The sequence below is a fragment of the Methylobacterium mesophilicum genome, assembly GCF_036441335.1.
Classification (GTDB): Bacteria; Pseudomonadota; Alphaproteobacteria; order Rhizobiales; family Beijerinckiaceae; genus Methylobacterium; species Methylobacterium mesophilicum_B.
Genome location: NZ_MLBW01000034.1, coordinates 105,588 through 132,185, shown reverse-complemented (window position 1 = coordinate 132,185; position 26,598 = coordinate 105,588). Strand labels below are relative to the sequence as shown.

22 protein-coding genes and 2 pseudogenes are annotated in these 26,598 nt (G+C 71.6%); 13 read left to right on the top strand and 11 right to left on the bottom strand.

The window, feature by feature from the left end; all coding sequences use genetic code 11:
* Nucleotides 1–104: 104 nt before the first annotated feature.
* Nucleotides 105–1,367: a sensor histidine kinase gene (locus tag MMR14E_RS21325; RefSeq protein ID WP_331317049.1), complete on the top strand. Its 1,263-nt coding sequence runs from the start codon at nt 105–107 to the stop codon at nt 1,365–1,367.
* 21 nt (nt 1,368–1,388) lie between these two features.
* On the opposite strand, the gene MMR14E_RS21320 is transcribed toward MMR14E_RS21325, so the two are convergent.
* The gene (locus tag MMR14E_RS21320) at nt 1,389–1,730 is read right to left on the bottom strand and encodes an Hpt domain-containing protein (protein WP_331317047.1); all 342 of its coding nucleotides are present in this window, start codon (nt 1,728–1,730) and stop codon (nt 1,389–1,391) included.
* Nucleotides 1,731–2,236: 506 nt separating this feature from the next.
* Between MMR14E_RS21320 and MMR14E_RS21315 the strand changes: the two are divergent.
* The 8 genes and pseudogenes from MMR14E_RS21315 to MMR14E_RS21280 all read left to right on the top strand — a co-directional run.
* Nucleotides 2,237–3,292: pseudogene (locus MMR14E_RS21315) on the top strand (ABC transporter transmembrane domain-containing protein); the annotation flags it as partial.
* Between the two features lie 38 nt (nt 3,293–3,330).
* Nucleotides 3,331–3,654, top strand: coding sequence for a phosphotyrosine protein phosphatase (locus MMR14E_RS21310; protein ID WP_331317046.1), 324 nt, complete (start codon nt 3,331–3,333; stop codon nt 3,652–3,654).
* 145 nt (nt 3,655–3,799) lie between these two features.
* Nucleotides 3,800–4,609 (top strand): YfdX family protein, encoded by an 810-nt coding sequence (locus MMR14E_RS21305; protein ID WP_331317044.1) that lies wholly within the window; start codon nt 3,800–3,802, stop codon nt 4,607–4,609.
* Nucleotides 4,610–4,681: 72 nt separating this feature from the next.
* Nucleotides 4,682–5,035, top strand: a complete 354-nt coding sequence (locus MMR14E_RS21300; protein ID WP_331317043.1) for a hypothetical protein — start codon at nt 4,682–4,684, stop codon at nt 5,033–5,035.
* A gap of 104 nt (nt 5,036–5,139) precedes the next feature.
* A complete protein-coding gene (locus tag MMR14E_RS21295) occupies nt 5,140–5,343 on the top strand; it encodes a hypothetical protein (RefSeq protein ID WP_331317041.1) in 204 nt (67 codons plus the stop codon).
* 264 nt (nt 5,344–5,607) lie between these two features.
* Nucleotides 5,608–7,071, top strand: a complete 1,464-nt coding sequence (locus MMR14E_RS21290; protein WP_331317039.1) for a HAMP domain-containing sensor histidine kinase — start codon at nt 5,608–5,610, stop codon at nt 7,069–7,071.
* Nucleotides 7,056–8,456, top strand: coding sequence for a sigma-54 dependent transcriptional regulator (locus tag MMR14E_RS21285; protein ID WP_331317037.1), 1,401 nt, complete (start codon nt 7,056–7,058; stop codon nt 8,454–8,456). Before MMR14E_RS21290 ends, MMR14E_RS21285 begins: the two co-directional genes overlap by 16 nt.
* 147 nt (nt 8,457–8,603) lie before the next feature.
* The gene (locus MMR14E_RS21280) at nt 8,604–9,914 is read left to right on the top strand and encodes an MFS transporter (protein WP_331317035.1); all 1,311 of its coding nucleotides are present in this window, start codon (nt 8,604–8,606) and stop codon (nt 9,912–9,914) included.
* 29 nt (nt 9,915–9,943) lie between these two features.
* Here MMR14E_RS21280 and MMR14E_RS21275 read toward each other — a convergent pair whose 3' ends face one another.
* On the bottom strand, nt 9,944–10,201 hold the full coding sequence (locus MMR14E_RS21275; RefSeq protein ID WP_331317033.1) for a hypothetical protein: 258 nt from the start codon (nt 10,199–10,201) through the stop codon (nt 9,944–9,946).
* A 170-nt stretch (nt 10,202–10,371) separates the two neighbouring features.
* On the opposite strand from MMR14E_RS21275, the gene MMR14E_RS21270 reads away from it, so the two are divergent.
* The 3 genes from MMR14E_RS21270 (at nt 10,372) to eda (ending at nt 14,311) form a co-directional block, all read left to right on the top strand.
* On the top strand, nt 10,372–11,493 hold the full coding sequence (locus MMR14E_RS21270; protein ID WP_331317032.1) for an asparaginase: 1,122 nt from the start codon (nt 10,372–10,374) through the stop codon (nt 11,491–11,493).
* Between the two features lie 342 nt (nt 11,494–11,835).
* Nucleotides 11,836–13,662 carry a phosphogluconate dehydratase gene (edd, locus tag MMR14E_RS21265; RefSeq protein WP_331317030.1) on the top strand — a complete coding sequence of 609 codons (1,827 nt, stop codon included), beginning with the start codon at nt 11,836–11,838 and terminating at the stop codon, nt 13,660–13,662.
* Between the two features lie 22 nt (nt 13,663–13,684).
* Nucleotides 13,685–14,311, top strand: a complete 627-nt coding sequence (gene eda / locus MMR14E_RS21260; protein WP_331317028.1) for a bifunctional 4-hydroxy-2-oxoglutarate aldolase/2-dehydro-3-deoxy-phosphogluconate aldolase — start codon at nt 13,685–13,687, stop codon at nt 14,309–14,311.
* A gap of 157 nt (nt 14,312–14,468) precedes the next feature.
* On the opposite strand, the gene MMR14E_RS21255 is transcribed toward eda, so the two are convergent.
* Together MMR14E_RS21255 and MMR14E_RS21250 are read right to left on the bottom strand one after the other, a co-directional pair.
* On the bottom strand, nt 14,469–16,580 hold the full coding sequence (locus tag MMR14E_RS21255) for an ABC transporter ATP-binding protein/permease (RefSeq protein WP_331317027.1): 2,112 nt from the start codon (nt 16,578–16,580) through the stop codon (nt 14,469–14,471).
* Between the two features lie 148 nt (nt 16,581–16,728).
* Nucleotides 16,729–17,046, bottom strand: a complete 318-nt coding sequence (locus MMR14E_RS21250; protein WP_331317026.1) for a hypothetical protein — start codon at nt 17,044–17,046, stop codon at nt 16,729–16,731.
* A 291-nt stretch (nt 17,047–17,337) separates the two neighbouring features.
* Here MMR14E_RS21250 and MMR14E_RS21245 point away from each other — a divergent pair, with 291 nt between their 5' ends.
* A complete protein-coding gene (locus tag MMR14E_RS21245) occupies nt 17,338–17,970 on the top strand; it encodes a 2OG-Fe(II) oxygenase (RefSeq protein WP_331317024.1) in 633 nt (210 codons plus the stop codon).
* A 101-nt stretch (nt 17,971–18,071) separates the two neighbouring features.
* Here the strand turns inward: MMR14E_RS21245 and lpxB are convergent, their stop codons facing one another.
* The 7 genes and pseudogenes from lpxB to MMR14E_RS21210 form a co-directional block, all read right to left on the bottom strand.
* On the bottom strand, nt 18,072–19,388 hold the full coding sequence (lpxB, locus tag MMR14E_RS21240; protein WP_331317022.1) for a lipid-A-disaccharide synthase: 1,317 nt from the start codon (nt 19,386–19,388) through the stop codon (nt 18,072–18,074).
* Nucleotides 19,385–19,923 (bottom strand): annotated as a pseudogene (lpxI, locus tag MMR14E_RS21235) (UDP-2,3-diacylglucosamine diphosphatase LpxI domain-containing protein). Before lpxI ends, lpxB begins: the two are co-directional and overlap by 4 nt.
* Before the next feature lie 11 nt (nt 19,924–19,934).
* Entirely contained in the window at nt 19,935–20,753 is an 819-nt protein-coding gene (gene lpxA / locus MMR14E_RS21230) for an acyl-ACP--UDP-N-acetylglucosamine O-acyltransferase (protein ID WP_331317021.1), read from the bottom strand.
* The gene (gene fabZ, locus MMR14E_RS21225) at nt 20,750–21,226 is read right to left on the bottom strand and encodes a 3-hydroxyacyl-ACP dehydratase FabZ (RefSeq protein WP_331317020.1); all 477 of its coding nucleotides are present in this window, start codon (nt 21,224–21,226) and stop codon (nt 20,750–20,752) included. The genes lpxA and fabZ overlap by 4 nt, the downstream gene beginning before the upstream one ends.
* Before the next feature lie 109 nt (nt 21,227–21,335).
* The gene (lpxD, locus tag MMR14E_RS21220) at nt 21,336–22,397 is read right to left on the bottom strand and encodes a UDP-3-O-(3-hydroxymyristoyl)glucosamine N-acyltransferase (protein ID WP_331317019.1); all 1,062 of its coding nucleotides are present in this window, start codon (nt 22,395–22,397) and stop codon (nt 21,336–21,338) included.
* Nucleotides 22,398–22,447: 50 nt separating this feature from the next.
* On the bottom strand, nt 22,448–25,018 hold the full coding sequence (gene bamA, locus MMR14E_RS21215) for an outer membrane protein assembly factor BamA (protein WP_331317017.1): 2,571 nt from the start codon (nt 25,016–25,018) through the stop codon (nt 22,448–22,450).
* Nucleotides 25,019–25,441: 423 nt separating this feature from the next.
* The gene (locus MMR14E_RS21210) at nt 25,442–26,596 is read right to left on the bottom strand and encodes an RIP metalloprotease (protein WP_331317015.1); all 1,155 of its coding nucleotides are present in this window, start codon (nt 26,594–26,596) and stop codon (nt 25,442–25,444) included.
* Between the last annotated feature and the right edge of the window lie 2 nt (nt 26,597–26,598).

Sequence of the window (26,598 nt, the reverse complement as noted above, 5' to 3'; positions counted from 1 at the left end):
GGTGCGGCCCTGCCATCGACATCCGTTGCCGCGCCGCGCGGTCGGGGACCTCCGGCGGCGCGCCGCGCACGGGCGCTCCGTCGGGATGACGAGGGGGGCGGGCGATGGAAGTGGACATCGTACGGCCGCGGATCGACGGGGCGGAGCGCCGCGTCGAGACGCTCGAGGCGGAGAATATCCGCCTGCGCAGCCTGCTGAGCGCGGCGACCGCGCAGGCCGACTGGGAGCGGCAGCGGAGCCGGCGGCTCGGCCGGATCATCGAGGCGGCGAGCCGCGCCGAGGCCGGACGCATGGCGGCCGAGCGGGCCGAGGCGCCGCGCGGGCCGACNGAGGCGCCGCGCGGGCCGACGCCCGGCGAGCCGGCCGGGTTCGGGCCGGAGGCGAAGCCGCGCACCTCCGGCCGCCCACGCCCGATCGGTCTCCCGCAGGCCCCGAACGACTACCTCGAACTGCTGGACCGCGACGGGCGCCTGATCACCGCCAGCGACGATGGCCCGGCCCTGTCAGCCGCCGGGGACGAGGCGGAGGCGATCGGCCGACCCTGGATCGACGCCTGGACGCGGCCTGAGGACCGCGAGGCGGTGGTCGACGCGCTGGATCGGGCGCGGCTCGGCCGCCCGAGCCGGTTCCAGGCCCAGTCGGAGGCCGGCGGAGCGCTCCGCTGGTGGGACGTGGCCGTCACGCCGATCGGCGCGACGCCGGACCGGCCCGAGCGGATCCTGGCGGTGTCGCGCGACATCACCGACCAGAAGCTGACCGAGGCGCGACAGACGCTGCTGATGCAGGAACTCGCCCATCGGATGAAGAACACCATGGCCATGGTTCAGGCCGTCGCGACGCAGACCATGCGCAACGCGCCGTCGCTGGAGGCGGCCGGCGAGGCTCTGGCCGCGCGGCTCCTGGCGCTCGCGAAGGCGCACGACGTGCTGCTGCAGGGATCCTTCACGCAGGCCTCCCTGAGCGGCCTGGTCGAGGGGGCCGTGTCGCTCCACGGGGACGGCGTCGCGGGCCGGTTCCGCATCGCCGGTCCCGACCTGACGCTCGGCCCGCGGCACGGCATGACCCTGGCGCTGATGCTGCACGAGCTCGGAACCAACGCGGCCAAGTACGGGGCGCTGTCGGTGGCCGCCGGCTGGATATGCATCACCTGGAACGTGGCCGAGGCGGCGAACGGCCGGACCCTCCGGTTCCGCTGGGAGGAGAGCGGCGGACCGCCCGTCACGCCGCCGACCCGCACGGGATTCGGCACGCGACTCATCGCCCGCAGCCTCGCCCACAGCTTCGGCGGGACTGCCCAGATGAGCTACCCGCGCGAGGGCGCGGTCCTGACCTTCGAGGCGCCCCTCGACGTGGTTCTGGCGGCCTGACCCGGATGTGGTTGCGCGGCGCTAGGCGCTCAGCCGCGTCTCCGCCTGAAGGTCCCGCAGGGCGGCGACCGTCCGGTCGCGCAGGGTCCTGAGATCGACCAGCGATCGGGTCAGATCGTTGCCCGCGATGGCCGATTCCTCGAGGCCGCGGCAGGCCCGGGACAGTTCGGCGCAGCCGAGCATGCCGGACATCGAGACCAGCGTGTGCGCCTCGCGACCGTAATCGTCGTTGGCGCGATCCGGCCCCTCGAAGGCGGTGGTGAGACTGACGACGAACCGGTCAAGGATGCGGACGAGCTTCTCCGTGCCGATCACGGCCGTGAGTTCCTCGAGCGCGTCCCGGTTCACCAGGGAGTGCGACACCGTCGGTCTCCAAGTACGGATCCGCGACAGCGATCCGAGAGAGGCGCGCAACCAAGGCACCGCTCAACGGCCAAGTTTGCCCCAAAGTGTTTACACCGCGTTGCGTCAGCTTTTCAACAATGCACGGCCGTTCGCGGGGCCGCGCAGGATTGATCCGGGCGCATGGATCGGCCGCCGCGGCGGCAGAACCTCAAGGACGCGGGACCGGCGCGTCCCGGCTAACCGAAGCGTCGCGACGCGCGTTGCGAATCAGTCGGGGCTCTCGTAGCCTCACGATCCTGTCGCGCTCGCACCAGGGAGGGAGCTGCATGATTGCTGTGTACGCTACCTTCCGTACAGGATGTGTCGGCGGCCCCGTGCAGGGCAGCTAGCCGCTCCCCGCCCGCGCCCGGCCCCGCCGCCCGGCGCCTCTGAACCCAGTCCTGCCTGATCTCGCCGGCGCGCATCGTTCGCGATGGGACGCCCGCGTCACCCGGAGCCGACGCCCTCCCGCGTCGGGCACGCGCATGTCTCTGTCGTCTCCCCGGAAAGCGGACGCGGTCCGCCGCGTCCTGGCCTTCGTCGTCCGCAGCTGGCGCAGGCGCTGGCCCCTCGTCACCGGTCTCATCGGCGCGATCACGCTCGCCACCCTGGCGGAAGTCCTGCTGCCGCTCTGCGCGGGACGCCTGGTCGACGCGCTCTCCGGGAGCGACCGCCGCGCGGCGCTGGACGCGGCCTGGCCGGCTTTCCTGGCGATGACCGGGCTCGGCCTCGCCACCGCGCTGCTGCGGCACATCGCCTGGAGCCTCGCGGTGCCGCTCTCCCTGCGCACCATGAGCGACATCGTCGGCAACGGCTTCGCCCGGGTCCAGCGCTTCTCGACCGAGTGGCACGCCAACACCTTCTCGGGCTCCACCGTCCGGAAGATCTCCCGCGGCATGTGGGCGATCGACGGGCTCAACGACACGCTGCTGCTGGCGCTCCTGCCCGCGCTCGTCGTCCTCGCGGGCACGGCCCTGGTGCTCGGCCTGCACTGGCCGGCCCTCGGCGCGACGGTGGCGATCGGCGCGAGCGCCTATGTCGGCGCGACCGTGCTCCTCGCGACGCGCGTCATCGCGCCCGCGGCCGCGCTCTCGAACGCCCTCGACACCCGCCTCGGCGGCGCGCTGAGCGACGCGATCGGCAACAACGCCGTCGTCAAGGCCTTCGCCGCGGAAGCGCGGGAGGAGGCACGGCTCGGCCGGTTGCTGGCGAAGTGGCAGCGGCGGACCCGGCGCACGTGGATGATCGTCACCTGGGGCGGCACCGGCCAGCTCGGGCTGCTGCTCGTCCTGCGCACCGTCATCGTCGCCATCGCCCTGTGGCTTTGGTGGCGGGAGCGGGCGAGCCCGGGCGACGTCGCCTACGTCCTGACCGCGACCTTCGTGGTGCACGGCTACCTCCGCGACATCGGCGGCCACATCAACCACCTGCAGCGGGCCAACAACGAGATGGAGGAGCTGGTCGCCCTGGAGGCCGAACCCGTCGGCGTCGCGGACCGGCCCGGCGCGGTCCCGCTCGCTGTCGCGGGCGGGGCGTACCGCGCCCTGTTCGAGCGGCAATCCGACCTCGCAAAGAGCGCGTGAGGATCCTGTTCGTCTGCGGCCGGGCGCGCGCCCGCAGCCCGACCGCGGAACGGATCTTCGCGCGCCTGCCCGGCATCGAGACGGCCAGCGCGGGCGTGTCACCCGACGCCGACGAGCCGGTGGACGCCGATCATCTCGCCTGGGCGGGGATCGTCGTCGTCATGGAGCGCGCGCACCGGCGCAAGCTGATGCGCCGCTTCGAGGCCGCCCTGCGCAGCACCCGCCTCGTCTGCCTCGACATCCCCGACGTGCACGCCTTCATGGCGCCGGCGCTGGTGGCGCTGCTGGAGGCGCGCGCCGGCCGCTTCCTGCAGCGCTGAGCCCCGCGACGGCGGCCGGCGCATTGCCGTTTTTTAATCCTTCGGTCATGCGACCAAATGATGGCTGCTCTATTATCTGAACACGGAATGAATGAGGCCAATGCAGATGAAGGCCTTATCTCCGGCAGCAGAGGGAGATATTACTATGTCCTATCGCAAATCTATGGCTGCGGCCCTCGTGCTCACCACAATCCTCGGTGGAACTGCCTTCGCGGCGGAGCAGGCCGCCCAGCACAACGGCACGCAGATGAGCGCGAGTCAGGCCGCGGTCGACAAGGATGTCGGCAAGCTCTCGAAGGACGGAGCCCAGGGCTTCAGAGATCTTCAGCTCACCCGCCTCGCGATCTTCGAGGCCAATCCCGGCCAGGCCAAGGACATGATCGCCAAGGCGCAGGCGGCTTTCGCGAAGGCCAAGACCGACGACGCGGTGTTCACCAAGGCCGAGGCCGATCTCAAGTCCCCGGCCGACATGGCCGCCCACAAGGCGACTGCGCCGAGCGACAAGGCCGACGCCAAGGCCGGCGCCAAGGCCGATTCCAAGACGGCCTCCACGGAGCAGGTGGCCTGGGTCCCGGTCGACGCGCAGCTGACCCTCGGCGACGATTTCGTGGCCACGCCCGCCAAGGCCTCCGCGGTCACCGAGGCGAACAAGAACCTCGCCCAGGGGGACCAGAAGGGCGCCCTGGAGAAGCTCAAGCTCGCCCACGTCGACGTCAACTTCACCATGGCGGTCCTGCCCCTGAACAAGACCATCACCGACGTCGATCAGGCGGCGACGCTGATCAACCAGGGCAAGTATTACGAGGCCAACGCCGCCCTGAAGTCCGCGCAGGACAATATGCGCTTCGACGTGATCGACGCGGTCGCGGTGCCCCAGAAGGCGACCGCCGCCACGGCCGACAAGGGGGCGCCGCAGGCCACCGGCTCGACCGCGGGGGCCAAGACCAGCAAGTGACCGACCGCTGAGGACGGCCGCGCCCGACGGATCTCGGGCGCGGCCCGGTCGGCGCGCGGAAGGGAGGGCCGCATGCGGCGATTCTGGATCTCGACCATCCTGGGACTCGAACTGCTCCTCGGCGGGACCCTGGCGGCCTCCGCCCGGACGGCGGGGGTTCCGGACTTCAACATCCGGGCGATCTGCGCGCCGGAGCACCGGGCAGGCTCCGACGCCGTCGATCGGGCGAGCTACCGGGGTTGCCTGTCCGACGAGGCCGCCGCGCGGCGCGCCCTGGCCAAGCGCTGGGCGACGTTCGACGTGGCGGAGCGCCGGACCTGCGCGGCGGAGAGCCAGATCGGCGGTGCCCCGTCCTACGTGGCGATGCTGACCTGCGTGCAGCTCGGAAGCCACGCCCTGCCGATCAACCCCTCGGGTCCGCCCTGAGGCGTGAACCGCCACGCGGCGGATCGCACGTCCGTGATCCCCGCATGAGGAACCGGCGATGTCTTCAAGACGTCTCGCACTACCGATCGAATGGAGGAGGCATCATGTTCAAGACTACGGCGCGCGCTGCTCTTTGCCTGGCCTGTCTCTGGTCAGTCACGCCCGCCCTGGCGGCCCCGAAGGAGATGCCGCAGGGCAAGCGCGACGAGATGTCGATGAAGGACACCAAGCGCGAGATGGCGATGCAGCGGAAGGAGAATAAGGAAGCGAACAAGAACGTCGACAGCCTCATCACGAACCGCAAGTGAGCGCGCGCGCCCGCATCGGCGACTGACTGTCTTCCCGCCACGACGGGGGCACCGGACGCGGTGCCCCCGTCGTGGCGTCCCTCTCCGGACGCGTTCGGGTCTGGTCCGGGGGCCGCACGCGCAGGCCGCGCCGGTCATCGCGGTCCGACGTGCACGGCACGAACCGTCCTCGCGTGGCCAGGGGACCGGTCGATGGCTTAGGAACGGGGTCCGGGCGCGCGACGGCGCCGCAGGAGCCAGCGCCATGCCGGGTCGGACAACGCCGTGACGGCCTACAGCCTGCGCGCCCGGCTGCTCGCGCTCTGGGTCCTGCTGGTCGCCTCCGCGGCCGCGACCGCCTACCTGATGCTCGGCGTCTACGACCAGTCGACGGGCGTCCAGGTGGCGCAGGCCGATCTCGCGGTCGGGCGGGCCTGCCGCGAGATCATCGACCGGTACGCCGCCCTGGTGCACGCCCGCGGCGCGAGCCGCGCAGAGGCCGACCTGGTCGGCACCGTGTCGGTCGCGCTGGCGCGCTTCCCGGGCCTCGAGGGCGGGATCTGGAGCGCCGCGCGCGGATCCGTGGCCTACGCCTATCCGACCTACGAGGGATCCGGGCCGAAGACGGATTTCCCGGCGGCCGAGCGCGACGCCGTCGCGGCGCTGAACGCCCAGGCGCTGCGGGTCGACCACGCGGTCTCGGAGCGGCGGCCGAGCCGGACCCAGGTCCTGATGCTCCAGGCCTGCCCGCTGCACGGGCCGGAGACCGGCCTGACCGCGTGGTCGATGACGCGCGCGCACGTCAACGACGGCCCGACCTACACGCGCTTCCTCGCGGGCCTCGGCTTCCTCGCCGCCACGGTGCTCGGATCGGCCGCGTTCCTGAGCTGGTTCCTGTACGGATTCTCCGGGCGGATCGCCCGGCTCGAGGCCGCGCTCGCCGCGGCGCGCCCGGACGGGCAGGACCTGCCCCATCTCGACCGCACCGGCGAGCGTGAACTCGACCGGCTGGTGGACGCCCTCAACGCCGCCGGCGGGCGGCTGCGAGAGGCTCAGGCGCGCATCGTGGCGACCGAGCGCCTCGCCGCCGTCGGCCGGCTGGCGGCGAGCATCGCCCACGAGATCCGCAATCCCATCGCGGCGATGCGGCTCAAGGCCGAGAACGCCCTCGTCAGCGGCGACGCGCACCGCGCCGCCACCGCCCTCGAGGCGGTGCTCGGCCAGATCGCGCGGGTCGACACGCTGCTGCGCGACCTCCTCAACCTCACGCAGGCGCGGCCGCTCAACCGGATGCCAACGCCGGTGGCACCGCTCCTGACCGAGTGCGCGCAGCTGCACGAGGACCTCGCGAGCGCGCGGTCGGTCCGGATCGCGGTCACCGCCGACGGGCTGCCCGCCGCGGACCATCCGCATCTCGACCGGGCGCAGATCGCCCGGGCCGTCGACAACCTGCTGTTGAACGCCCTGCAGCACGCGCCGGCCGGCGGGCGCGTCCGCCTCGGCGCCGAGCGGGTGACGGTCGACGGCGCGCTGCGGCTGCGCCTCAGCGTCGCCGATACCGGCGCCGGGGTCGATCCGGCGATCCGCGCCAGCCTGTTCGAGCCCTTCGTCACCGGCCGGCCCGACGGGACGGGCCTCGGGCTCGCGATCGTGCGCGAGATCGCCGTGGCGCATCGGGGCGAGGCGAGGCTGGTCGAGGACGTGCCGGAGACCACCTTTGTCCTGGATCTGCCATGGCAACCATCCTGATCGTCGACGACGACAGAGCCCTGCGCGACGGGCTCGCCGAGACGGTGACCGATCTCGGGCACACCGCGCTCCCGGTCGCCTCCGGCGCGGAGGCGCTGGCGCGGCTGGGCGAGGGTCCGGTGGCGGCGGTGCTCCTCGACCTGCGCATGCCCGGCGTCCTCGACGGCATGGCCACGCTGGCGCGGATCCGCGCCCTGCCGGAGCCGCCCCCCGTGACGGTCCTGACGGCCTTCGCGAGCCCGGCCAACACCATCGAGGCGATGCGCCTCGGGGCGCACGATCACCTGACCAAGCCGATCGGCCGCGCCGATCTCGCCGCCGCCCTCGACGCGATGCTGCGCGGCGCCCGCTCCGATCCCGGCAGCGCCGCCCCGCCGCCGGGCGACCCGGTGCTGATCGGATCGAGCGCGGGCATGCGGAAGGTCCAGAAGACCATCGGCCTCGTCGCGGACAGCGCGTCCACGGTCCTGATCCAGGGGGAGACCGGCACCGGCAAGGAGGAGGTCGCCCGGGCCCTGCACGCCTTCTCGCGGCGCCGCGCGCGGCCGTTCATCCCGGTGAACTGCGCGGCGATCCCCGCCGAGGCCCTGGAGAGCGAGCTCTTCGGCCATGTCCGGGGCGCCTTCGCCGGGGCGGTCTCGGACCGCGCGGGCGCCTTTCACGAGGCGGAGGGCGGGACCCTGTTCCTGGACGAGATCGGCGACATGCCGGCGGCGATGCAGGCCAAAATCCTGCGGGTGATCCAGGACTGCGTCGTGACCCCGCTGGGGGGCCGGTCCGCGCGGGTCGATGTCCGGCTCGTGGCGGCGACGCATCGCGACCTGCCGGCCCTCGTCGCCGAGGGTGCGTTCCGCGCCGACCTGTACTACCGGCTGAACGTCGTGCCGATTACCCTGCCGCCCCTGCGCGAGCGCCTGGCCGACATCGTGCCGCTCGCCGAGCACTTCCTGGTCCCCTCCGGCAAGCGCCTGAGCGGCGGCGCCGCCTCGCGCCTGCTCGCCTACGAGTGGCCCGGCAATGTCCGCGAGCTGCGCAACGCGGTGGAGCGGGCCGCCGTGCTGGTGCGCGGCGGCGTGATCGCGGCCGAGGCCGTCGATCTGCCGGCCTCGCGATCCGAGCGACGCGGCGACGACGCGGTGGMCGACTGGCTCGCCGGCGACCTGCCCGGGGCGGTGGCCCGCCTGGAACGGACCATGATCGCCGCCGCGCTCCGCGAGGCCGACGGCAACCGCGCCCGGGCCGCGCGCCGGCTCGGCATCCAGCGGCAGCTCCTCTACGCCAAGATCGAGCGCTACGGCCTCGGCGCGCCGGGGACCGATCTGTCGGAAGAGACGACAGAGACTGTCGGGATTCCCGACGCTTCGGCGGGCACCGACACGGCCTGACGCCCGCTTCGGCCGGAGAATCGTTCACATCCCGCGTGAGGTCCCGGCGACGCGGGAACCGATGGCGCGCGCGGGCGTCGAGCCCCGCGTGCGGCGGTGCGGCCCCGATCGGGGCCTGCCGACGGCCGGTCGGGGGATCGCGGCAGGATGAACAGGATCGAGACGGGTGCCGGCGGCCGGACGCCCTCGGCCAAGGCCCTGCGCGGGCTCGACGCGCTCAACTTCTTCCTGGCCGACGTGCGCGACGGCCTCGGCCCCTACCTCGCCATCTACCTGATCGCCGTCCGCGGTCCGGACCAGGGCTGGAACGAGGCCACGACCGGCCTCGTGATGACCATCGCGGGCATCCTCGGCCTCGTCGCGCAGACGCCGGCCGGGGCGCTGATCGACGCCACCAACCACAAGCGCGCGGTGGTGATCGGCGGCGCCATCGCGGTGACGGCCAGCTGCCTCGTCCTGCCGTTCATCTCGAACTTCTACCTCGTGACCGCGACCCAATCGATCGCCCACGTCGCCGGGACGATCTTCCCGCCGGCGCTCGCCGCGATCACGCTGGGCCTCGTCGGACCGAAGATGTTCGCCAAGCGGATCGGCCGCAACGAGGGCTTCAACCACGCCGGCAACGCGGTCTCCGCCGCCCTGGCGGGCGGACTCGCCTACTTCTTCGGGCCGGTGGTGGTGTTCTGGCTGATGGGCATCCTGGCGGCGCTGTCGATCGGCGCCATGCTGATGGTGCCGGCCGACGCGATCGACAACGACCTCGCCCGGGGCATGACCGAGGACGAGGAGGAGGCGCAGGAGAAGCCCTCGGGCCTCGCCACCCTGCTGCAGAACCGTGCGCTGCTGATCTTCGCGGTGCTCTGCGCGATCTTCCACCTCGCCAACGCGGCGATGCTGACCTCGGTGGGCCAGCTCCTGACGCACATCTCGGGCAAGGACCACGCGACCTCGCTGATCGCGGTCTGCATCGTGGCGGCGCAGTGCGTGATGGTGCCGGTGGCGATCTTCGTGGGCGCGAAGGCCGACGTGATCGGCCGCAAGCCGATCTTCCTCACCGCCTTCGGCATCCTGGCGCTGCGCGGCGTCCTCTACACGCTGTCGGACAACCCGTTCTGGCTGGTGGGCGTCCAGCTCCTCGACGGCATCGGCGCCGGCGTCTACGGCGCGCTGTTCCCGATCGTGGTCGCCGACCTGACCCGCGGCGGCGGCCGGTTCAACGCGGCCCAGGGCGCCGTGGCTACGGCCCAGGGGATCGGCGCCTCCCTGAGCGCGACCCTGGCCGGCGTGATCATCGTGTCGGCGGGCTACTCCACCGCCTTCCTGGCGCTGGCGGCGATCGCGGCGCTCGGCTTCGTCCTCTACTTCGCGCTGATGCCCGAGACCCGCGGCGCGGTGCGCGCGGGCAGCGAGCCCGAGAGCGGCGCCGGCATGCCGCCGGCCGTGCCGGCGAGCGCCTGAGCGCGGCCCGCCGACCCGGGGGGCCAGCCTCAGGACGCGGCGGCCAGCTCCGGCACGACTTCGGCAGGCACGACTTCGGCCGGCACGACTCTACTTGACCCGAGTTGGCCCGGCACGGTCGCCTCCGGCGGGGCCTTCCGCGAGACGTAGTAGATGTCGACGGCGCGCCAGAACGCGCCCTGCTCCTCCGTCGAGCGGCGCGCGAGGGACGTCTCGAGGATCGACATCGCGGCCCGCGCGGGCTCGCTCCGCTCGAGTTCCTCGAGCAGGCCGGCGAGATGCAGCATGGGATCTACCTCCGAGCGGACAGCAACCCCCATAAACGCCCGAGCTTGCGTAACGATCCGTCGCGCCCTGCGCGTCGGCGCTCTGCATGATCCTTGCCTCGGAGCGGGGCGCGGCTACCATCCCCGCGTCGAGTCCCACTCGCTCTCCCGTCAACCATCGAGGATCTCCGATGTTCTCCTGCCGAAGCGGCGCGGCTCTTCCCCTGCGCGGAGCGGTCTTCGCCCTGGCCCTGGCCAGCGGATTCGGGGCGGCGCCCCTCAGCGCCCGCGAGATGCCCGAGGCGGGCACGGCCGCCGCGGCGAAGAAGCCGAACGTCGTGATCCTCGCCACCGGCGGGACGATCGCGGGCGCCGGGGCGGACGCCGCCAACAGCGCCACCTACACGGCCGCCAAGGTGCCGGTCGACAAGCTGATCGCCGCCGTGCCGCAGGTGAACACCATCGCCAATGTCCGCGGCGAGCAGGTCTTCCAGATCGCCTCGGAGAGCTTCACCGACGCGCAGCTGGTCCAGCTCGGCAAGCGCGTGTCCCAGCTCCTGAAGCAGGACGACGTCGACGGGATCGTCGTCACGCACGGGACCGACACGCTGGAGGAGACCGCGTTCTTCCTCGACCTCGTGGTGAAGAGCGACAAGCCGATCGTGGTGGTCGGCTCGATGCGGCCGGGCACGGCGATCTCGGCCGACGGCGCCCTCAACCTGCTCGACGCCGTCACGGTCGCCGCCAGCAAGGAGGCGATCGGCCAGGGCGTCACCGTGACGATGAACGACTACATCCAGTGCGGCCGCGACGTGAACAAGCGGACCAACATCGTGCCCAGCGCCTTCTACAGCCAGTGGGGGCCGCTCGGCATGGTGGTCGAGGGCAAGACCTACTTCTTCCGCTCGCTGACCAAGCGGCACAACATGAGCTCCGAGTTCGACATCGACCAGATCGACAGCCTGCCGCTGGTGGGCATCGTCTACGGCTCGGGCAACATGATCCCGGGCGTCTACGACGCCGAGCTCCAGGCCGGCGCCAAGGCGATCGTCAACGCCGGCACCGGCAACGGCTCGGTGCCCGGCTACCTCGTCGACAAGCTGAAGGACATCCGCTCCAAGGGCGCCATCGTGATCCGCTCGTCGCGGGTGCCGGACGGCTTCGTCCTGCGCAACGCCGAGCAGCCCGACGACAAGTACGACTGGGTGGTCGCCCACGACCTGAACCCCGCCAAGGCCAAGATCCTCGCCGCCGTGGCGCTCACCAAGACCAGCGACACCAAGGAGCTGCAGCGCATCTTCTGGGAGTACTGAGTCCGGGGGCGCGCCGCGTCCCCGGGGCTCGACCCCGTCCTGGGGCGGGCCGGCGTCGGGCGTCCGGGCAGAGGCGCCCGGTGACCGTCCTCGCGCGCGGAGCGAAGCCGTCCGGGGTCGCGCTGCCCTGGGTCACGTCGCTCCGCGGGTGACGGCGCGGCGGGTCACGTCGCTCCGCGGGTGACGGCGCGGCGGGCGGCCCGCGCGGCGTCGCCGGCGCTCGCCCCGGGTTACATCCCGCGGCGCACCCCTTAGATACCGGGCACCGACGCGGCCGCGCGGCCGATCCCGACTCGCGGCATCGGCCCCGCCCCCGTCGGCACCGAGCCTGGAGGAACGAGCATGACCGAGCTTCATCCCGAGGTCGCGGCGGTCACCGAGCGCGTGGTGACGCGCTCCCGCGAGACCCGGCGCGCCTATCTCGACCTGATCGCCCGCGAGCGCGAGGCGGGGGTCCGGCGCGGCAAGCTCGCCTGCGGCAACCTCGCCCACGGCTTCGCGGCCTCCGGCGAGGACAAGGCGGCGATCCGCGACGAGCGGACGGTGATGAACATCGGCATCGTCACCGCCTACAACGACATGCTGTCGGCCCATCAGCCCTACGGGCGCTACCCGGACCAGATCAAGCTGTTCGCCCGGGAGCGCGGCGCCACCGCGCAGGTCGCGGGCGGCACGCCGGCCATGTGCGACGGGGTCACGCAAGGGCAGAGCGGCATGGAGCTGTCGCTGTTCTCCCGGGACACGATCGCGCTCTCGACCGCGGTCGCGCTGAGCCACGGCATGTTCGACGGCGCGGCCCTGCTCGGCATCTGCGACAAGATCGTGCCGGGCCTGCTGATCGGGGCGCTGCGCTTCGGCCACCTGCCGACGATCCTGATCCCCGCCGGGCCCATGCCGTCGGGCCTCGCCAACAAGGAGAAGCAGCGGATCCGCCAGCTCTACGCCGAGGGCAAGGTCGGCCGGGCGGAGCTGCTCGAATCCGAGTCCGCCTCCTACCACGCGGCCGGGACCTGCACGTTCTACGGCACCGCCAACTCCAACCAGATGATGATGGACATGATGGGCCTGCACATGCCGGGCGCGTCCTTCATCAATCCCGGCACCAAGCTGCGCCAGGCCGTGACCCGGGCGGCGATCCACCGCCTCACCGAGATCGGCGGCGCCGGCAACGACTACCGGCCGCTCGGCCTCTCCGTCGACGAGAAGGCGATCGTCAACGCCGCGGTCGGGCTCCTCGCCACGGGCGGATCGACCAACCACGCGATCCACCTGCCGGCGATCGCGCGCGCGGCCGGCATCGTCATCGACTGGGAGGATATCGACCGCCTCTCCAGCGCCGTGCCGCTGATCGCCCGCGTCTACCCGAACGGCGCCGGCGACGTGAACCACTTCCACGCCGCGGGCGGCATGAGCTTCGTGATGGCGGCCCTGCTCGACGCGGGCCTGCTGCACGACGACATCCTGACCGTGGCGGGCCAGTCGCTGCGCGACCACGCCCGCGACCCGAAGCTCGACGGCGAGGAGCTGGTCTTCGAGGACGCGGTGTCGGAGAGCCTGGACGACACGATGATCCGCCGGCCCGGCAACCCGTTCCAGCCCGACGGCGGCATGCGGCTCGTGAAGGGCAATCTCGGCCGGGCGACGTTCAAGACCAGCGCCGTGGAGGAGCACCGCCGCACCATCGAGGCCCCGGCCCGGGTCTTCTCCGACCAGGACGAGGTGCTGAAGGCCTTCAAGGCCGGGGAGCTGGAGCGGGACGTGGTCGTCGTGGTCCGGTTCCAGGGCCCGAAGGCGAACGGCATGCCCGAGCTGCACAAGCTCACGCCGCCGCTCGGCGTGCTGCAGGATCGCGGCCACAAGGTCGCCCTGGTGACGGACGGGCGGATGTCGGGCGCGTCGGGCAAGGTCCCGGCCGCCATCCATCTCAGCCCCGAGGCGCTGGGCGGCGGCCCGATCGGGCGGATCCGCGACGGCGACATCGTCCGGCTCAGCGCCGCCGACGGGCTGCTGCAGGTTCTCGTCGACGACGCGGAATTCGCGGCCCGCCCCGAGGCCGAGGCGCCGGAGCCCGCGACGGGCACCGGGCGGGAGCTGTTCGCGTTCATGCGCCAGGGGGCCGACACGGCGGAGCGGGGCGCCTCGGCGATGCTCGCCGCCGCCGGCCTCTGAAACCAGCAGGGAGTTGCCGACCATGAACGATCTGACCAGCATCGACGCGCTGATGCGCTCCGTGCCCGTCATTCCGGTCCTGGTGATCGACGACGCGGCCCAGGCACGGCCCATCGCCGAGGCCCTGGTGAAGGGGGGCCTGACCGCCCTGGAGGTCACCCTGCGGACCCCGGCCGCCCTGGACGTCATTCGGGAGATGACCCGGGTCGAGGGCGCGGTGGTGGGCGCCGGGACGGTGCTGAACCCGCGCGACCTCGAGAACGCCCTCGCGGCGGGCGCCGAGTTCATCGTGTCACCGGGGCTGACGGCGCCCCTGACCGACGCCGCCAAGGCGAACGGCGTGCCCTACCTCCCCGGCGTCGCGACGGCAGCCGACATCATGCGCGGCCTCGACCACGGGCTCGACCGGTTCAAATTCTTCCCGGCCGAGGCCGCGGGCGGGATCAAGGCGCTGAAGGCGCACGCGGCGGTGTTCGGCGCGGTGCGTTTCTGCCCCACGGGTGGGATCACCGAGGCGACCGCCCCCGACTGGCTGTCGATTCCGTCCGTGCTCTGCGTGGGCGGGAGCTGGGTGGTGAAGCCCGGCACGCCGGATCCGGCGGCGATCGAGCGGGCCGCCCGGGCCGCCGCGGGGCTGCGGACGGCGTGAGCCCCGCAACCGCCGTCCTTGCGAGCGGAGCGAAGCGAGCCAGGGCCGCGCCACATCTCCAGGATGTCGCGCTGCCCTGAGTCACTTCGCTGCGCTCGTGATGACGGAGAGGGCACGGCCCCCACCCGCAGAGAGAGGTGGGAGCTGTTGCAGCCCCTCACTCCGCCGGGAGCGGCTGCCGCTGCACCCGCGGGACGAACACACCGCTCTCCGGCTCGAGCGCGATGCGCCGGTCGTGGAAGGCGTCGAGCGTCGAGCGGTGGCCGATCGACACGATCGTCGTGCCGGGGAGCCGCTCGCGCAGCATCCGGTAGAGGGCCGCCTCGGAAGGCTCGTCGAGGGAGGCCGTGGCCTCGTCGAGGAACAGCCATTCGGGCTTCGCCAGGAGCGCGCGGGCAATGGCCAGTCGCTGCTGCTCGCCGCCCGACAGCCGCCGCTCCCAGGTGTCGCTCTCGTCGAGGTGGTCGACGAGGTGGGCGAGCTGCGCGGCCGTCAGGGCGTCCCGGATCGCCGTGTCCGGGAACTGGTCGGTGGTGTTCGGGTAGACCACGGCGCCGCGCAGGGTGCCCTGCGGGATGTAGGGCCGCTGCGGCAGCAGCAGGGCCGACTGCCCGGCGGGCACGTCGACCCGGCCCTTGCCGAACGGCCAGATCCCCGCGATCGCCCGGAACAGGGTCGATTTGCCGGAGCCGGAGGGACCGGTGACCAGGGTCGCGCCGCCGCGCGGCAGGGTCAGCGCGTCGGCGGTGACGATCGGCTTCCCGTTCGGCAGGGCGAGGACCAGATCGCGCGCGGTGACGTCGCCGGCACTCTCGTTCCCCTGGACGAGACCGTAGCCCGCCGCCTCCAGCGCCTCGGCCTTGGTCATCGCCCGGCGGAAGGAGCCGAGACGGATGGTGTTGGCCTTGTAGGCCGCCAGCGTCGTGTACGAATCCACGAAGAACGACAGCGAACTCTGCACCTGGCTGAAGGCCTGGGAGGTCTGCTGGAGTGCGCCCAGCGTGATCTTCTTGGCGAAGAAGGACGGCGCCGCCAGCACCATCGGGAAGATCACGCTCGCCTGCCGGTAGCTGAACGTGAAGGCGATCAGCTTGATGCGGCGGAAGATGATCCCGACGTAGTTGTCGATCACGCTGTGGAACAGCGTCGACAGCCGCGAGGCCTCCGCACGCTCGCCGCGCAGCAGGGCGATCTGCTCCGAGTAGATGCGGTTCCGGGCCAGCGCGAAGCGGAAATTCGCCTCGACCTGCTCCTGCCGGAAGTCGAGCCCGATGAGCGGCCGGCCGATCAGGTGGGTGAGCCACGTGCCGACCACCGCGTAGGCGATCACCAGCCAGACCAGGAAGCCCGGGATCACCGTGTCGGTGAACGGCACGACGAAGTCGCGCGACAGGGTCCAGAGGATCACGATGAATGAGACGAGCTGCGCGGCCTGGCTGAGCAGGCGGATCGACAGCGTCGTGGTCTGCACGATGAAGCTGTTGACGTCGGCCTGGATACGCTGGTCCGGGTTATCCGCCTCCTCGTCGGTGAACGGGATCCGGTAATGCGTGCCGTTGCCGAGCCAGCGCTCGTACAGGCTGTGCGTCAGCCACGTGCGCCAGCGGATCAGCAGCGAGGAATCCACGAACAGGTCGAACATGCCGATGGCGATGTTCAGCGTGGCCAGCGGCACGAACACCCAGAGCAGCTGGTACCAGAACGCGTTGGCGTCGTATTCCTGGAGCGAGTTGTAGATGTCGCGGTAGAAGAAGTTGAACCGCAGCGTCAGCGCCACGTCGGCGAAGTTGACGAAGATCGACAGCGCCACGAGGTTGCGGCCGATCCGTCCCTCGGTGGTGCCGAACCAGCGGAACAGGCCGATCTCCTTGGTCGGCTTGTCGCGATTGGCGAAATACGGGTCGGCGATGTTGGTGATCGCGCGGATCGGCTCGAGATGCGAGATGCCGAGCACGATGGCGGCGAAGACCACCGCGCCGGTGGCCGCGAAGGCGGGCGGGAGCAGGGCCGCGATCACCGGCGGCAGCAGCCCCATGGCGGCGACCGTCTTCGAGCCGGCGAGCAGCAGGTACCCGACGCCGTAGACCGACACGAAGACCTTCAGGTAGGCCGAGATGCCGTTCGAGGCGATCAGGATGCCCGCCATCGCGAAGCCGGCGAGGGAGACGTAGAGCGGCGGGCTCGGGATTCCGGGAAACGCCAGCAGGATCAGCGCGGCCAGGGCCGTGAGCACGGCCTGGATACCCAGTCCGGTCCTGAGTGCTGCCACCGTCGATCCCCCATCCGTGCGCGCCCGCTCGGGACGCCGCCGGCGGCCTTGGCCCCGGCAGATGGCCAGATAGTGGCACTGTGCCCGCGCTGTCGCGTGAAACTTTGGTCACGTTCCGGCGGTGCGGCGATTTACGCCGGCGGCGCGGCTACCAGTTCCACTCCTCGAAGCCGGGTTCGCGGCAATGGTAGCCGATCGGGCATTGCGGGTTGTCCCGCGTCGGGGCGAAGCGCAGCTCGGCGATCTCAGAGCCGCTGCACTGACCGGGATTGCTGACGAAGCGCTCCGGCGCCGACCCGGCGGCGATGATCACGTCGCCCTCGTTCCTCACGAGGGCCATCGCCTCGGAGCAGGTCATGCGCGCCGTCATCGAGCCGCGGGGCGGGCGGGACTGGGCATGGGCCTCGACCCCGGCCGCGACTGCGGCGAGGTGGGTGAACAGCAGAGCGAGGGCCAACGGCCTCATCGGGCACGGATTCCGGTACGCACCCGGGAAGAAAGCCCGCGGGTCTGGCGCCATCCTGCACAAGCGGGCCGTCCGAGACTGTCACCGGAATGCGCCACCGGGCCGCTTTCGCCGTTGGACCGCCGCAATCGGCGGATTAGGAGATTCCGGGATCGCCGGAAGCAGCTGTAGATCTGTGGTCGTGGACGCCTGCGCGGGCGGCCCCGGCACGACGGCAGGACCGGCCCCCCGGCACGCGTCTCCGGCGCCCCGCGTGCCGGCCGACCGGCGCCGGAGCCAAGGGACCCAGCGATGTCCGCTCTCTCGATCCTCGACATCTCCGCCGTGCGCGCCGCGCCCGTCTCCCGCGAGCCCTACGCCTACACGCTGGGCAGCAACGTCCTGAATCCCGACGCGATCGACGACATCCGGCGCGACTTCCCGGACATCGGCAAGCCCGGCTACCTCACGGTGGACGAGGTCGCGCTGAAGGGCCGGTTCAAGGCGCTGATCGACGAGCTGGAGAGCGACGCCTTCTCGGAGATTCTCGGCGAGAAGTTCGGCATCGACCTCGTCTCCTGCCCGCGGCTGACGACCATCATGCGCCGCAGCCAGCTGAAATACGGCTCGATCCACACCGACGGCCCGTCGAAGGTGCTCACCCTGCTCGTCTACATGAACGATGCCTGGGATGCCCCGGCGGCCGGCCGCCTGCGGGTGCTCTACGACGGACGCAACTACGAGCCCTTCGCGGTGGAGGTTCCGCCGACCATGGGCACGATGTTCGCGTTCCTGCGGGCGGACAATTCCTGGCACGGCCACGAGCCCTTCGAGGGCGAGCGGCGCGTGGTGCAGGTGGCGTGGCTCAAGGACGCCTCGGAGTTGGAGCGCAAGCGCAAGCGCAACCGTACGGCGCAGTTCCTGAAGGGCATCTTCGGCCGCTGATCGGACGAGAGGGGGGCAGGCCATGGGGGCGGTGGTGCTGGCGGATCCGGGCGACGGGGCGCGTTCCGGCTCCTGGCGTCGCTTCGCCCTGCCGACGCTCCTCATCCTCGGCTGGGTGGGCCTCTTCGCCTACAGCGCCGCCTACCTGACCGAGGACCTGCCGTTCCGCCCGTCCAGGCCGGAAGCGAGCCCGTCCGCGGACGGCTCCTCCGGCCCGCGCGCCGCGCGCCGCGTCGTGATGCTCGACGAGCCCGACCAGTTCGCGCCCCCGGCCGAGCCGCCCGGCCAGACCGCCATGGCGGTCTGGCNGTGTCCTCCGCGGCGAGCCGCATCCGCCCGTCGATGCGGCCGAGGGCGGCGAGCTGGGTCTCCCGGTCCTCACCGCCGGCCAGGAGCGGCCGCAGGGCGCCGGCGAGGCGGTCCGGGGTACAGTCGGCCTGGACGAATTCCGGCATCGCGTTCTCGGCGAGGATCAGGTTCGGCAGCACGATGCTGGGGACCTGGATCAGCCGGCGGGCGATGAACTCCTCCGCCCGCGAGACCTTGTAGGCGACGACCATCGGGACACCCGCGAGCGCCAGCTCCAGCGTGACCGTGCCGGAGGCGGCGAGCGCCGCCCGCGCCTCCCGGAAGGCGGCGTACTTCGGTGCCTCGCCGGTGACGATGCGGACCGGCACCGCCCAGTCGGCCGAGAGCCGCTCGATCAGGTCCCTGTGGCGGGTCACGGCGGGCAGCACCGCCTCGACCGCCAGGCCCTCGGCCACGCGGGCCAGCGCCGCCCCGAAGACCGGCATCAGCCGCTCGATCTCGGATCGGCGGGAGCCTGGCAGGACCACGAGGCTGTAGGGAACGGCCTCGCGCCGTCCCCGCTCGGCCGCGCCGGGCCGCAGCTCCGGGAGGCGCTCGATCAGCGGGTGCCCGACATACGTGCAGGGTGGTCCGCCGAGCCGCCGATGCGCGTCGGGCTCGAAGGGGAGCAGGGCCAGGACGTGGTCGATGAACGGCCGCATGCCCTTCGCCCGCCAGGGCCGCCACGCCCAGACGCTCGGCGACACGTAGTCGATGATCGGGAGGCCGGGCGCCGCCCTGCGCACCCGCCGCGCCACCGCGTGGGTGAAGCCCGGACTGTCGATGATCACCAGCACGTCGGGCCGGGCGCGGACCGTCGCCCCGACCGTCTCGCGGATGCGGCGGAGCAGGGTCCGGGCCCGGGCGAGGACCGGCAGGTAGCCCATCACCGCCACGTCATCGAGGGGGAACAGGGACGCGAACCCCGCCTCCGCCATGGCCTCGCCGCCGACGCCGCCGAACACGGTGTCGGGCGCGGCCTCGCGCAGGGCGCGCATCAGCTTGGCGCCGAGCTGGTCGCCGGAATCCTCGCCGGCCACGAGCCAGATCGTCCGGGGCCGGCCGGTCACGGCGCGCCTCCGTACCCGACCACGAACAGGCCGAGGCGGTCGGCCTCCGCGGCCGTCGCCGCCCGGTCGATGACCAGGGTCCCGCCCGCCTCCAGGGCGAGGCCGGCGCAGCCCGCCCGGGCCGCGTTGCGCACGGTCCGCGCGCCGACGGCCGGGAGATCGATGCGGCGGTCCTGGCCGACCTTCGGGGCCTTCACCAGCACGGTCGCGGGCATCGCCCGGCCGAACCCGAAGGGGCGGCGTCCCAGGGCCCGCGCCCGGGCGAGCATGCGGTCCGTGCCCTCCGGTCCCTCCACCGCGAGGWTCCGGTCGCCGGCCAGGACCACCGCCTGCCCCAGNGGGTGGCGGCGAGATCGAGGAGGTCGACCGTGGCGTCGGCGCCGGCACGCAGGGCCGGCCCGGTGAAGCCGCGCAGCGCGATCACCCGGAAGGGCCGGCCCGCCCGGCGGAGCGACTCGGCGACGAGCTCCGGCAGGCGCCCGGCCCCGGCGATCAGGACCAGGGCCCCCTCGGGGGCGGGATCGGCCTCGGTCACGGCCCGGCCGCTCAGGCGGCGCTGATCGGGGTCGGAACCTCGCGCGGCGTGCAGATCGAGCGCTTGCCGCCGAGGCGGATGAAGTCGAGGATCTCGGCGACCGCCGCGTGGGACTCGAAGGTCGCCGCCACGTCCTCGACCCGCTCCATCAGCGTGCCCTCGGGGGCGAAGAGCAGGCGGTAGGCGCGCCGCAGCGCGTGGATGTCCTCGCGGGCGAAGCCGCGGCGCTGGAGCCCGATGATGTTGAGCCCCGACAGGTAGGCCCGGTTGCCGAGCACCATTCCGTAGGGGATGCAGTCGTTCTCCAGGCCCGACAGGCCGCCCACGAAGGCGTGCGCGCCGACCCGCGCGAACTGGATCACGGCGGCGCCGCCGCCCAGGATCGCGTAGTCGCCGACGCTGCAATGGCCCGCCAGCATGACGTTGTTGGAGAAAATCACGTGGGCGCCGACCCGGCAATCGTGGCCGACATGCGAGTTGGCCAGGAAGGTGCAGTGGTCGCCGACCACGGTCTCCAGCCCGCCGCCGCTGGTGCCCGGGTTCATGGTGACGCCCTCGCGGATCAGGCAATCGGCGCCGATCGTCAGGGTCGAGGGCTCGCCGCGGTACTTCAGGTCCTGCGGCTGGTGGCCGATCGACGCGAAGGGGAAGATCCGCGTGCGGGGGCCGATCGCGGTCCGGCCCGCCAGGACCACGTGGCTGATGAGTTCGCAATCCGCGCCGAGCTGGACCTCGGGCCCGACATGGCAGAAGGGGCCGATCCGCGCCCCGTCGCCGATCCGGGCGCCGGCCTCGATCACGGCGCTCGGGTGGATGACGGGCGCGGTCACTCCGTCACCAGCATGGCGCTGATCTCGGCCTCGGCGACCAGCGTGCCGTCGACCCGGGCCTCGCCGCGGAACCACCACATGGTCCGGCGCTGGTTCAGCTTCGTCATGTGGAAGCGCACCTGGTCGCCGGGGGTGACGGGCTTGCGGAACTTGCACTTGTCGATGGTCATGAAGAACACCTGCTTGGTGTTCCGCCCGTCCGCCCGGATGTGGCGGCAGCAGATCGCGCCCGCCGTCTGCGCCATGCCCTCGATCAGGAGCACGCCCGGGAAGACCGGCATGTCGGGGAAATGGCCCATGAACTGCGGCTCGTTGGCCGTGACGTTCTTGATGCCGACGCAGGATTCGTCGCGGTCGATTTCGACGATGCGGTCCACCATCAGGAACGGGTAGCGGTGCGGCAGCAGCTCCAGCAGCGTCTGGATGTCGGCTATGCCCAGCTCGGTGCCGGTCTCGCGCGCCGCCTCACTCATCGAAATCCGCACCTCGACTTGCCGCCTTCGGCGGCCCGCAATCCGGCCGCCTTCGGCGCGCCGACCGCCCTCTTCGGAAGAAATCGCCGGAAGCGCAAGGCCTTCCCGGTCAGGCGTCGTCGCCCGCGGGCTCCTTGCCCGAGCGTTCGGCGAGGCGCGCGAGCGTCGTCAGCTCGCGGAACCACGCCCGCACCGGCTTGGCGGGCGTCCCGCCCCAGCGGCTTCCCGGCGGCACGTCACGGTTGACGTTGGACGAGCCGGCGATCTGGGCGCCGCGGCCGATGCGCAGGTGACCGACGACGCCGACCTGGCCGCCGAGGACGACGTAATCCTCCAGCGTGGTCGAGCCCGAGATGCCGACACCCGACACGATGACGCAGTGGCGCCCGATCACGACGTTGTGGGCGATCTGCACGAGGTTGTCGATCTTGGTGCCCTCCCCGATCACCGTGTCGCGCGAGGCGCCCCGGTCGACCGTGGTGTTGGCGCCGATCTCGACGTCGTCCTGGACGATGACGCGCCCGACCTGCGGCACCTTGAGGTGGGTGGCGCCCATGGCGAAGCCGAACCCGTCCTGCCCGAGCCGGGCCCCGGGATGGAGGATCACCCGGTTGCCGAGGAGGGCGTGGCTCAGGGTCGTGCCGGCGCCGATCGCGCAGTCGCGCCCGATCCGGACGCCCGGTCCGATCACGGCGTTCGGCCCGACCACCGTCCCGGCGCCGATCTCGGCCCCCGGCCCGATCACCGCGCCGGGATCGACCGTGACCCCGTCCTCGAGCCGGGCCTCGGGATGGACGTGGGCGCCGGAAGCGACGCCGCGGACCGCGAACTGGGAACCGGGACGCAGGGCGTCCGGGTGAAGCCGGCCGAGCAGGGCCGCGTAGGCGCGGTAGGGATCGCGGCTGACGAGGGCGACGGTCCCGGCGGGACAGCGCGCCGCGAAGCGGGGGGAGACCAGGCAGACGCCCGCCCGCGTCGCCGCGAGGGCGTCGCCGTAGCGGGCATTGTCCATGTAGGCGAGGTGGTCCGGACCGGCGCTCTCCAGGGAGGCCGCGCCGCTGAACCGGCGATCCGGGTCGGCCCCCTCGGGGAGGCCCGTGCCGGCGGCCGCCGCGATCTCGGCCAGCGTGAGCCCGGCGGCGGCGGCGGTGAAGAAAATGGGATCTGACATGCTGGGCAACGCGCCGGCCGGGACAATCCGGCCGGCGCGCGGGATTTTTATCAGAAGCGCGAGCCGCCGGAGAAGCGGAACGCCTGGACCTGATCCGCGCCGATATGGCCGAACTTGCCGAGGATCGGGACGAACACCTTCTGACCCTCGTCCTTCGACAGAGCGTAGGCGTAGTCGAACCGGATCGGGCCGAGCGGCGAGTTCCACAGGATGGACGCGCCGATCGAGGAGCGGATCGCCGCCGTGTCGCGGACGTTCACGCATTCCGGCTCCACGCCGATCGTGAAGGCGTTGAAGTTGCATTTCCCGGTCGTCGGCGAGATGCCGTTGATGAAGGCGTCGCCGTTCACGTTGAAGTTCCGCTGGCCGTGATAGCCGAACAGCGTGCCGGCATCGGCGAAGAGCGCGCCCTTCAGGCCCAGATCGCGCGGAACGAGGGGCAGCGGGAACTGAACTTCGAGCGTGCCGCCGACGTAGGTGGAGCCGCCGATCGCGTTCGAGCGGGCGTCGGCGATGCCGACGTCGCGCGGACCGATGCCGTTCGGCGCGAAGCCGCGGACCAGCGACGGGCCGAGGAAGAACTGGTCGGTCACCCGCAGCGGGTCGTTGTTGAGCGACGAGATGTGGCCGCCCTGGAAGCGGATGAAGCCGACGACGTCCTCGAAGATCTCCTTGTAGTACCGCGCGTCGGCGGTCACGCGGAAGAACTTCGAGTCGCCGCCCAGGCCGGCGACGTCGGGCTTCAGCTCGGCGTAGAGGCCGTTGCGCGGCGCGCCGATCACGTCGAGGGTCGAGTAGGCGAGCGTCAGGCCGGCCAGCGAGGTCAGCGTGTTGCCCTGCGAGCCCTTGATGGCGATCGAGGCCTCGCCGTCATACGCGCAGTTCGGGTAGATCGACTGGCCGCCGATGTTCCGGCCGGTGTTCGGGTCGATCGTGCCCGCCGCGTAGGTGGCGGTGTAGCCCGGGATCGGGATCGAGCAGTCGTTGTACGGCCGCTTGAGGGTGTTCGGCACCTTCAGCTCGGTGTTGTACAGCGAGTAGCGCAGCGTGATGCCGAACTCCTCGGTGATCGGCAGGCCGAGGCGCAGCTGACCGCCGTACACCGTGGTCTCGTAGCGCGAGTACCGGGTCAGGTCGGAGTACTTGTAGAAGGCATCGAAGCCCGCCGCGAGGCGGTAGCCGAGGAAGTACGGCTCGGTGAAGGAGAAGTCGACGCCGCGCGAGTACTGGCCGCCCGTGCCGGCGAGCCGGACGTACTGGCCGCGACCGAGGAAGTTCGACTCGGAGACCGAGACCTCGCCGATGATGCCGTCCTGGGTGGAGTAGCCGCCCGCCACCGAGAACGAACCCGTGGGCTGATCCTCGACGTCGATGTTGATGATCACGCGGTCCGGAGCCGAGCCCGGCTCGTTGGAGAAGCGGACCTTCTTGAAGAAGCCCAGGCCGTTCAGGCGCCGCTCGGCGCGGTCCGTCAGCACGCGGTTGTAGGCATCGCCCTCGGCGATATCGAGCTCGCGGCGGATGACGTAGTCGCGGGTGCGGGTGTTGCCGCGGATGTTGATGCGCTCAACGTAGACGTGCGGGCCGTCCTCGACCACGAAGCCCAGGGAGACCTGGTGGCTCGCCGGGTCGCGCTGGCCGGTCGGGCGGACCTGCGCGAACGGGTAGCCGGCGCGGTTGACCTGGCGGGTGACGTTGTTGAGCGTCTTCTCGACGTCGTCGGCGTTGTAGATGTCGCCCACCGAGGTCGCGATGTCGCTGTCGAGCTGCGTGGTGTCGAGGCCCGGCAGGCGCGAATCCACCTGGACGGCGCCGACCTTGTACTGCTCGCCCTCGTTCACCGTGATGGTGATGACGTAGCCGGACTTGTCGCCCTCGACGTAGCGCGCGTCGGCGCTGACCACCTGGAAGTCGGCGTAGCCGTTCTTCAGGTAGTAGCGGCGGACCTGGTCGAGGTCGTTGGTGATGCGGTCGGGATCGTAGACGTCGGAGGTCTTGATGAACGACAGGAAGTTCATCTCCGAGGAGCTCATCAGCCCCTTCAGCGTCCGCTCCGAGTAGGCGTTGTTGCCGACGAAGTTGATCGAGAGGATGCCGGTCTTATCGCCCTCGTCGATCTGGTAGATCACGTCGACGCGGCCGTTGGGCAGGTCGACCGTCCGGTAGGTCACCTTGGCGGTGCCGCGACCGAAGCGCTTGTAGACGTCGCGGATGCGCGCGAGGTCGGCGTTGACGATCGCCTCGCTGTACGGCCCGCGGGCCTTGGCCTCGACGATCCCCTCGAGGGTCGCCTTCTCGACCTTCTTGTTGCCCTCGAAGACAACGCGGTTGATCAGGTTGTTCTCGCGGACCGTCACCACCGTGCGGCCGCCCGACTGGGCGACCTTCACGTCGGAGAACATCCCGCTCGCGAGCAGGTTGCGGCGGGCCTCCTCGGCGGAGCCGGACGCCGTCCCGGTCACGTAGGACCGGATCGTGTCGGCATCGACGCGCTGGTTGCCCTGGACGACGATCTGCTGCGCCTGGGCAGCCCCGCTCAGGACGACACCCAGACCGGCAGTGACTAGGACGATGGTTTTCCGCACCGACTTACGTCGGGGCTTCCCCGTCAACGACATCATGCAATCGCCCGTTTCTGTTCTGGTCGCGGGGGGTTAGCCCGTCACAGGCGACCGTTGATCGGCCGTCCCGTCACCTGGTCCAAGCGTGGCTTCGGTCCAAGCGTAGCTCTTAGCGGGATTCCCCTGCCAAGCAAACGCGCGGGAGGCCATCGTCAGGGGATTTTGGGGGGTCGTGGCCTTCGCGCCACTTAACGGTGCGGTCAGGCTGCGGGCAAACCGCGGATCATGGTGAACGCGCCGTAAACGCCTGTGCCATCGCGGCTTTTTCGCTGTGCTCGCGACCGCGTGAACGCGTTCTTAACCCCGTTTCGACGCGCCGGCGGGGCGTCATCCGGGCGGTCTCCGGGCGAGATCACGGCCGGATTGGGGCAGCGTTTCCGGTGGAGATCCGGCAGGGATCCCGGGATCCCCGCCGGCCCCGGATCAGGTGTTCCGCCAGGAGGCGCCGAGGTTGAGGATGTCGTTCCACGCGGCGAACAGCATCAGCATCAGCACCAGGGCGAGGCCGATGCGGAAGCCGATCTCCTGGGCCCGCTCGCTGAGGGGGCGGCCGCGCACCACCTCGAAGGCGTAGAACAGCAGGTGGCCGCCATCGAGCAGCGGCACCGGGAACAGGTTGAGCAGGCCGATCGAGACCGAGAGCAGGGCGATCAGCCCGACCAGGCCGCCGACGCCGCCGGTCTTGGCGACCTCGCCGGAGACGCGGGCGATGCCGATCGGGCCCGAGAGCTGGTCGGCGGATTCCCGGCCGGTCACGAGCTTGCCGAGATACGAGAAGGTGCGCTCGACGACGAAGTAGGTCTCCTTCACGCCGAGATTGAGCGAGTCGAGCGCCCCGTACTGCACGAGCCGCGCCTCGGAGCCGGCGGGCGAGCGGATGCCGAGGCGGCCGATCCGGTGGCGGCCGAACGGCGTCTTCTCCTCGAAGGTCGCCGGCGTCGCCTGGATGGTGATGGGCTGGTCGTTGCGCTCCACCGTGAAGGTCAGCGGCGTCCCGGCGCTGCCGGTCACCGTGCGGTACATGGCGTTGAAGTCGCCGATCTTCTCGCCGTCGATGGCGGTGATCACGTCGCCGGGCTGGAAGCCGGCCTGGGCGGCGACGCTGTTCGGCTCCACCGACGAGACCCGGGCGGGCAGCTCGTAGCGGCCGCCGAGCCAGATGGCGCCCGCGAAGAGCAGGATCGCCAGGATGAAGTTCGCCACAGGGCCGGCGGCGACGATCGCGGCGCGCTTGGCCACGGGCTGGGTCGGGAAGCTGATCGCCCGCTCCTGCGGGCTCATCCGGGCGACCGCCTCGGGATCCGGCATGCTGGCGCCGTTCACGTCGCCGTGGAACTTCACGTAGCCGCCGAGCGGGATCGCGCAGATCTTCCAGCGGGTGCCGCGCCGGTCGTTGAAGCCGAACAGCTCGGGACCGAAGCCGAGCGAGAAGGCGTGCACGCCGACCCCGCACCAGCGCCCGACCAGGAAGTGGCCCATCTCGTGCACGAACACCACGACGGTGAGCACGAACAGGAACGGGATCACGGCGCCGAAGAAACCGCCGGCGGTGCCGCCCATCGCGTTGAGGAAGTCCATAA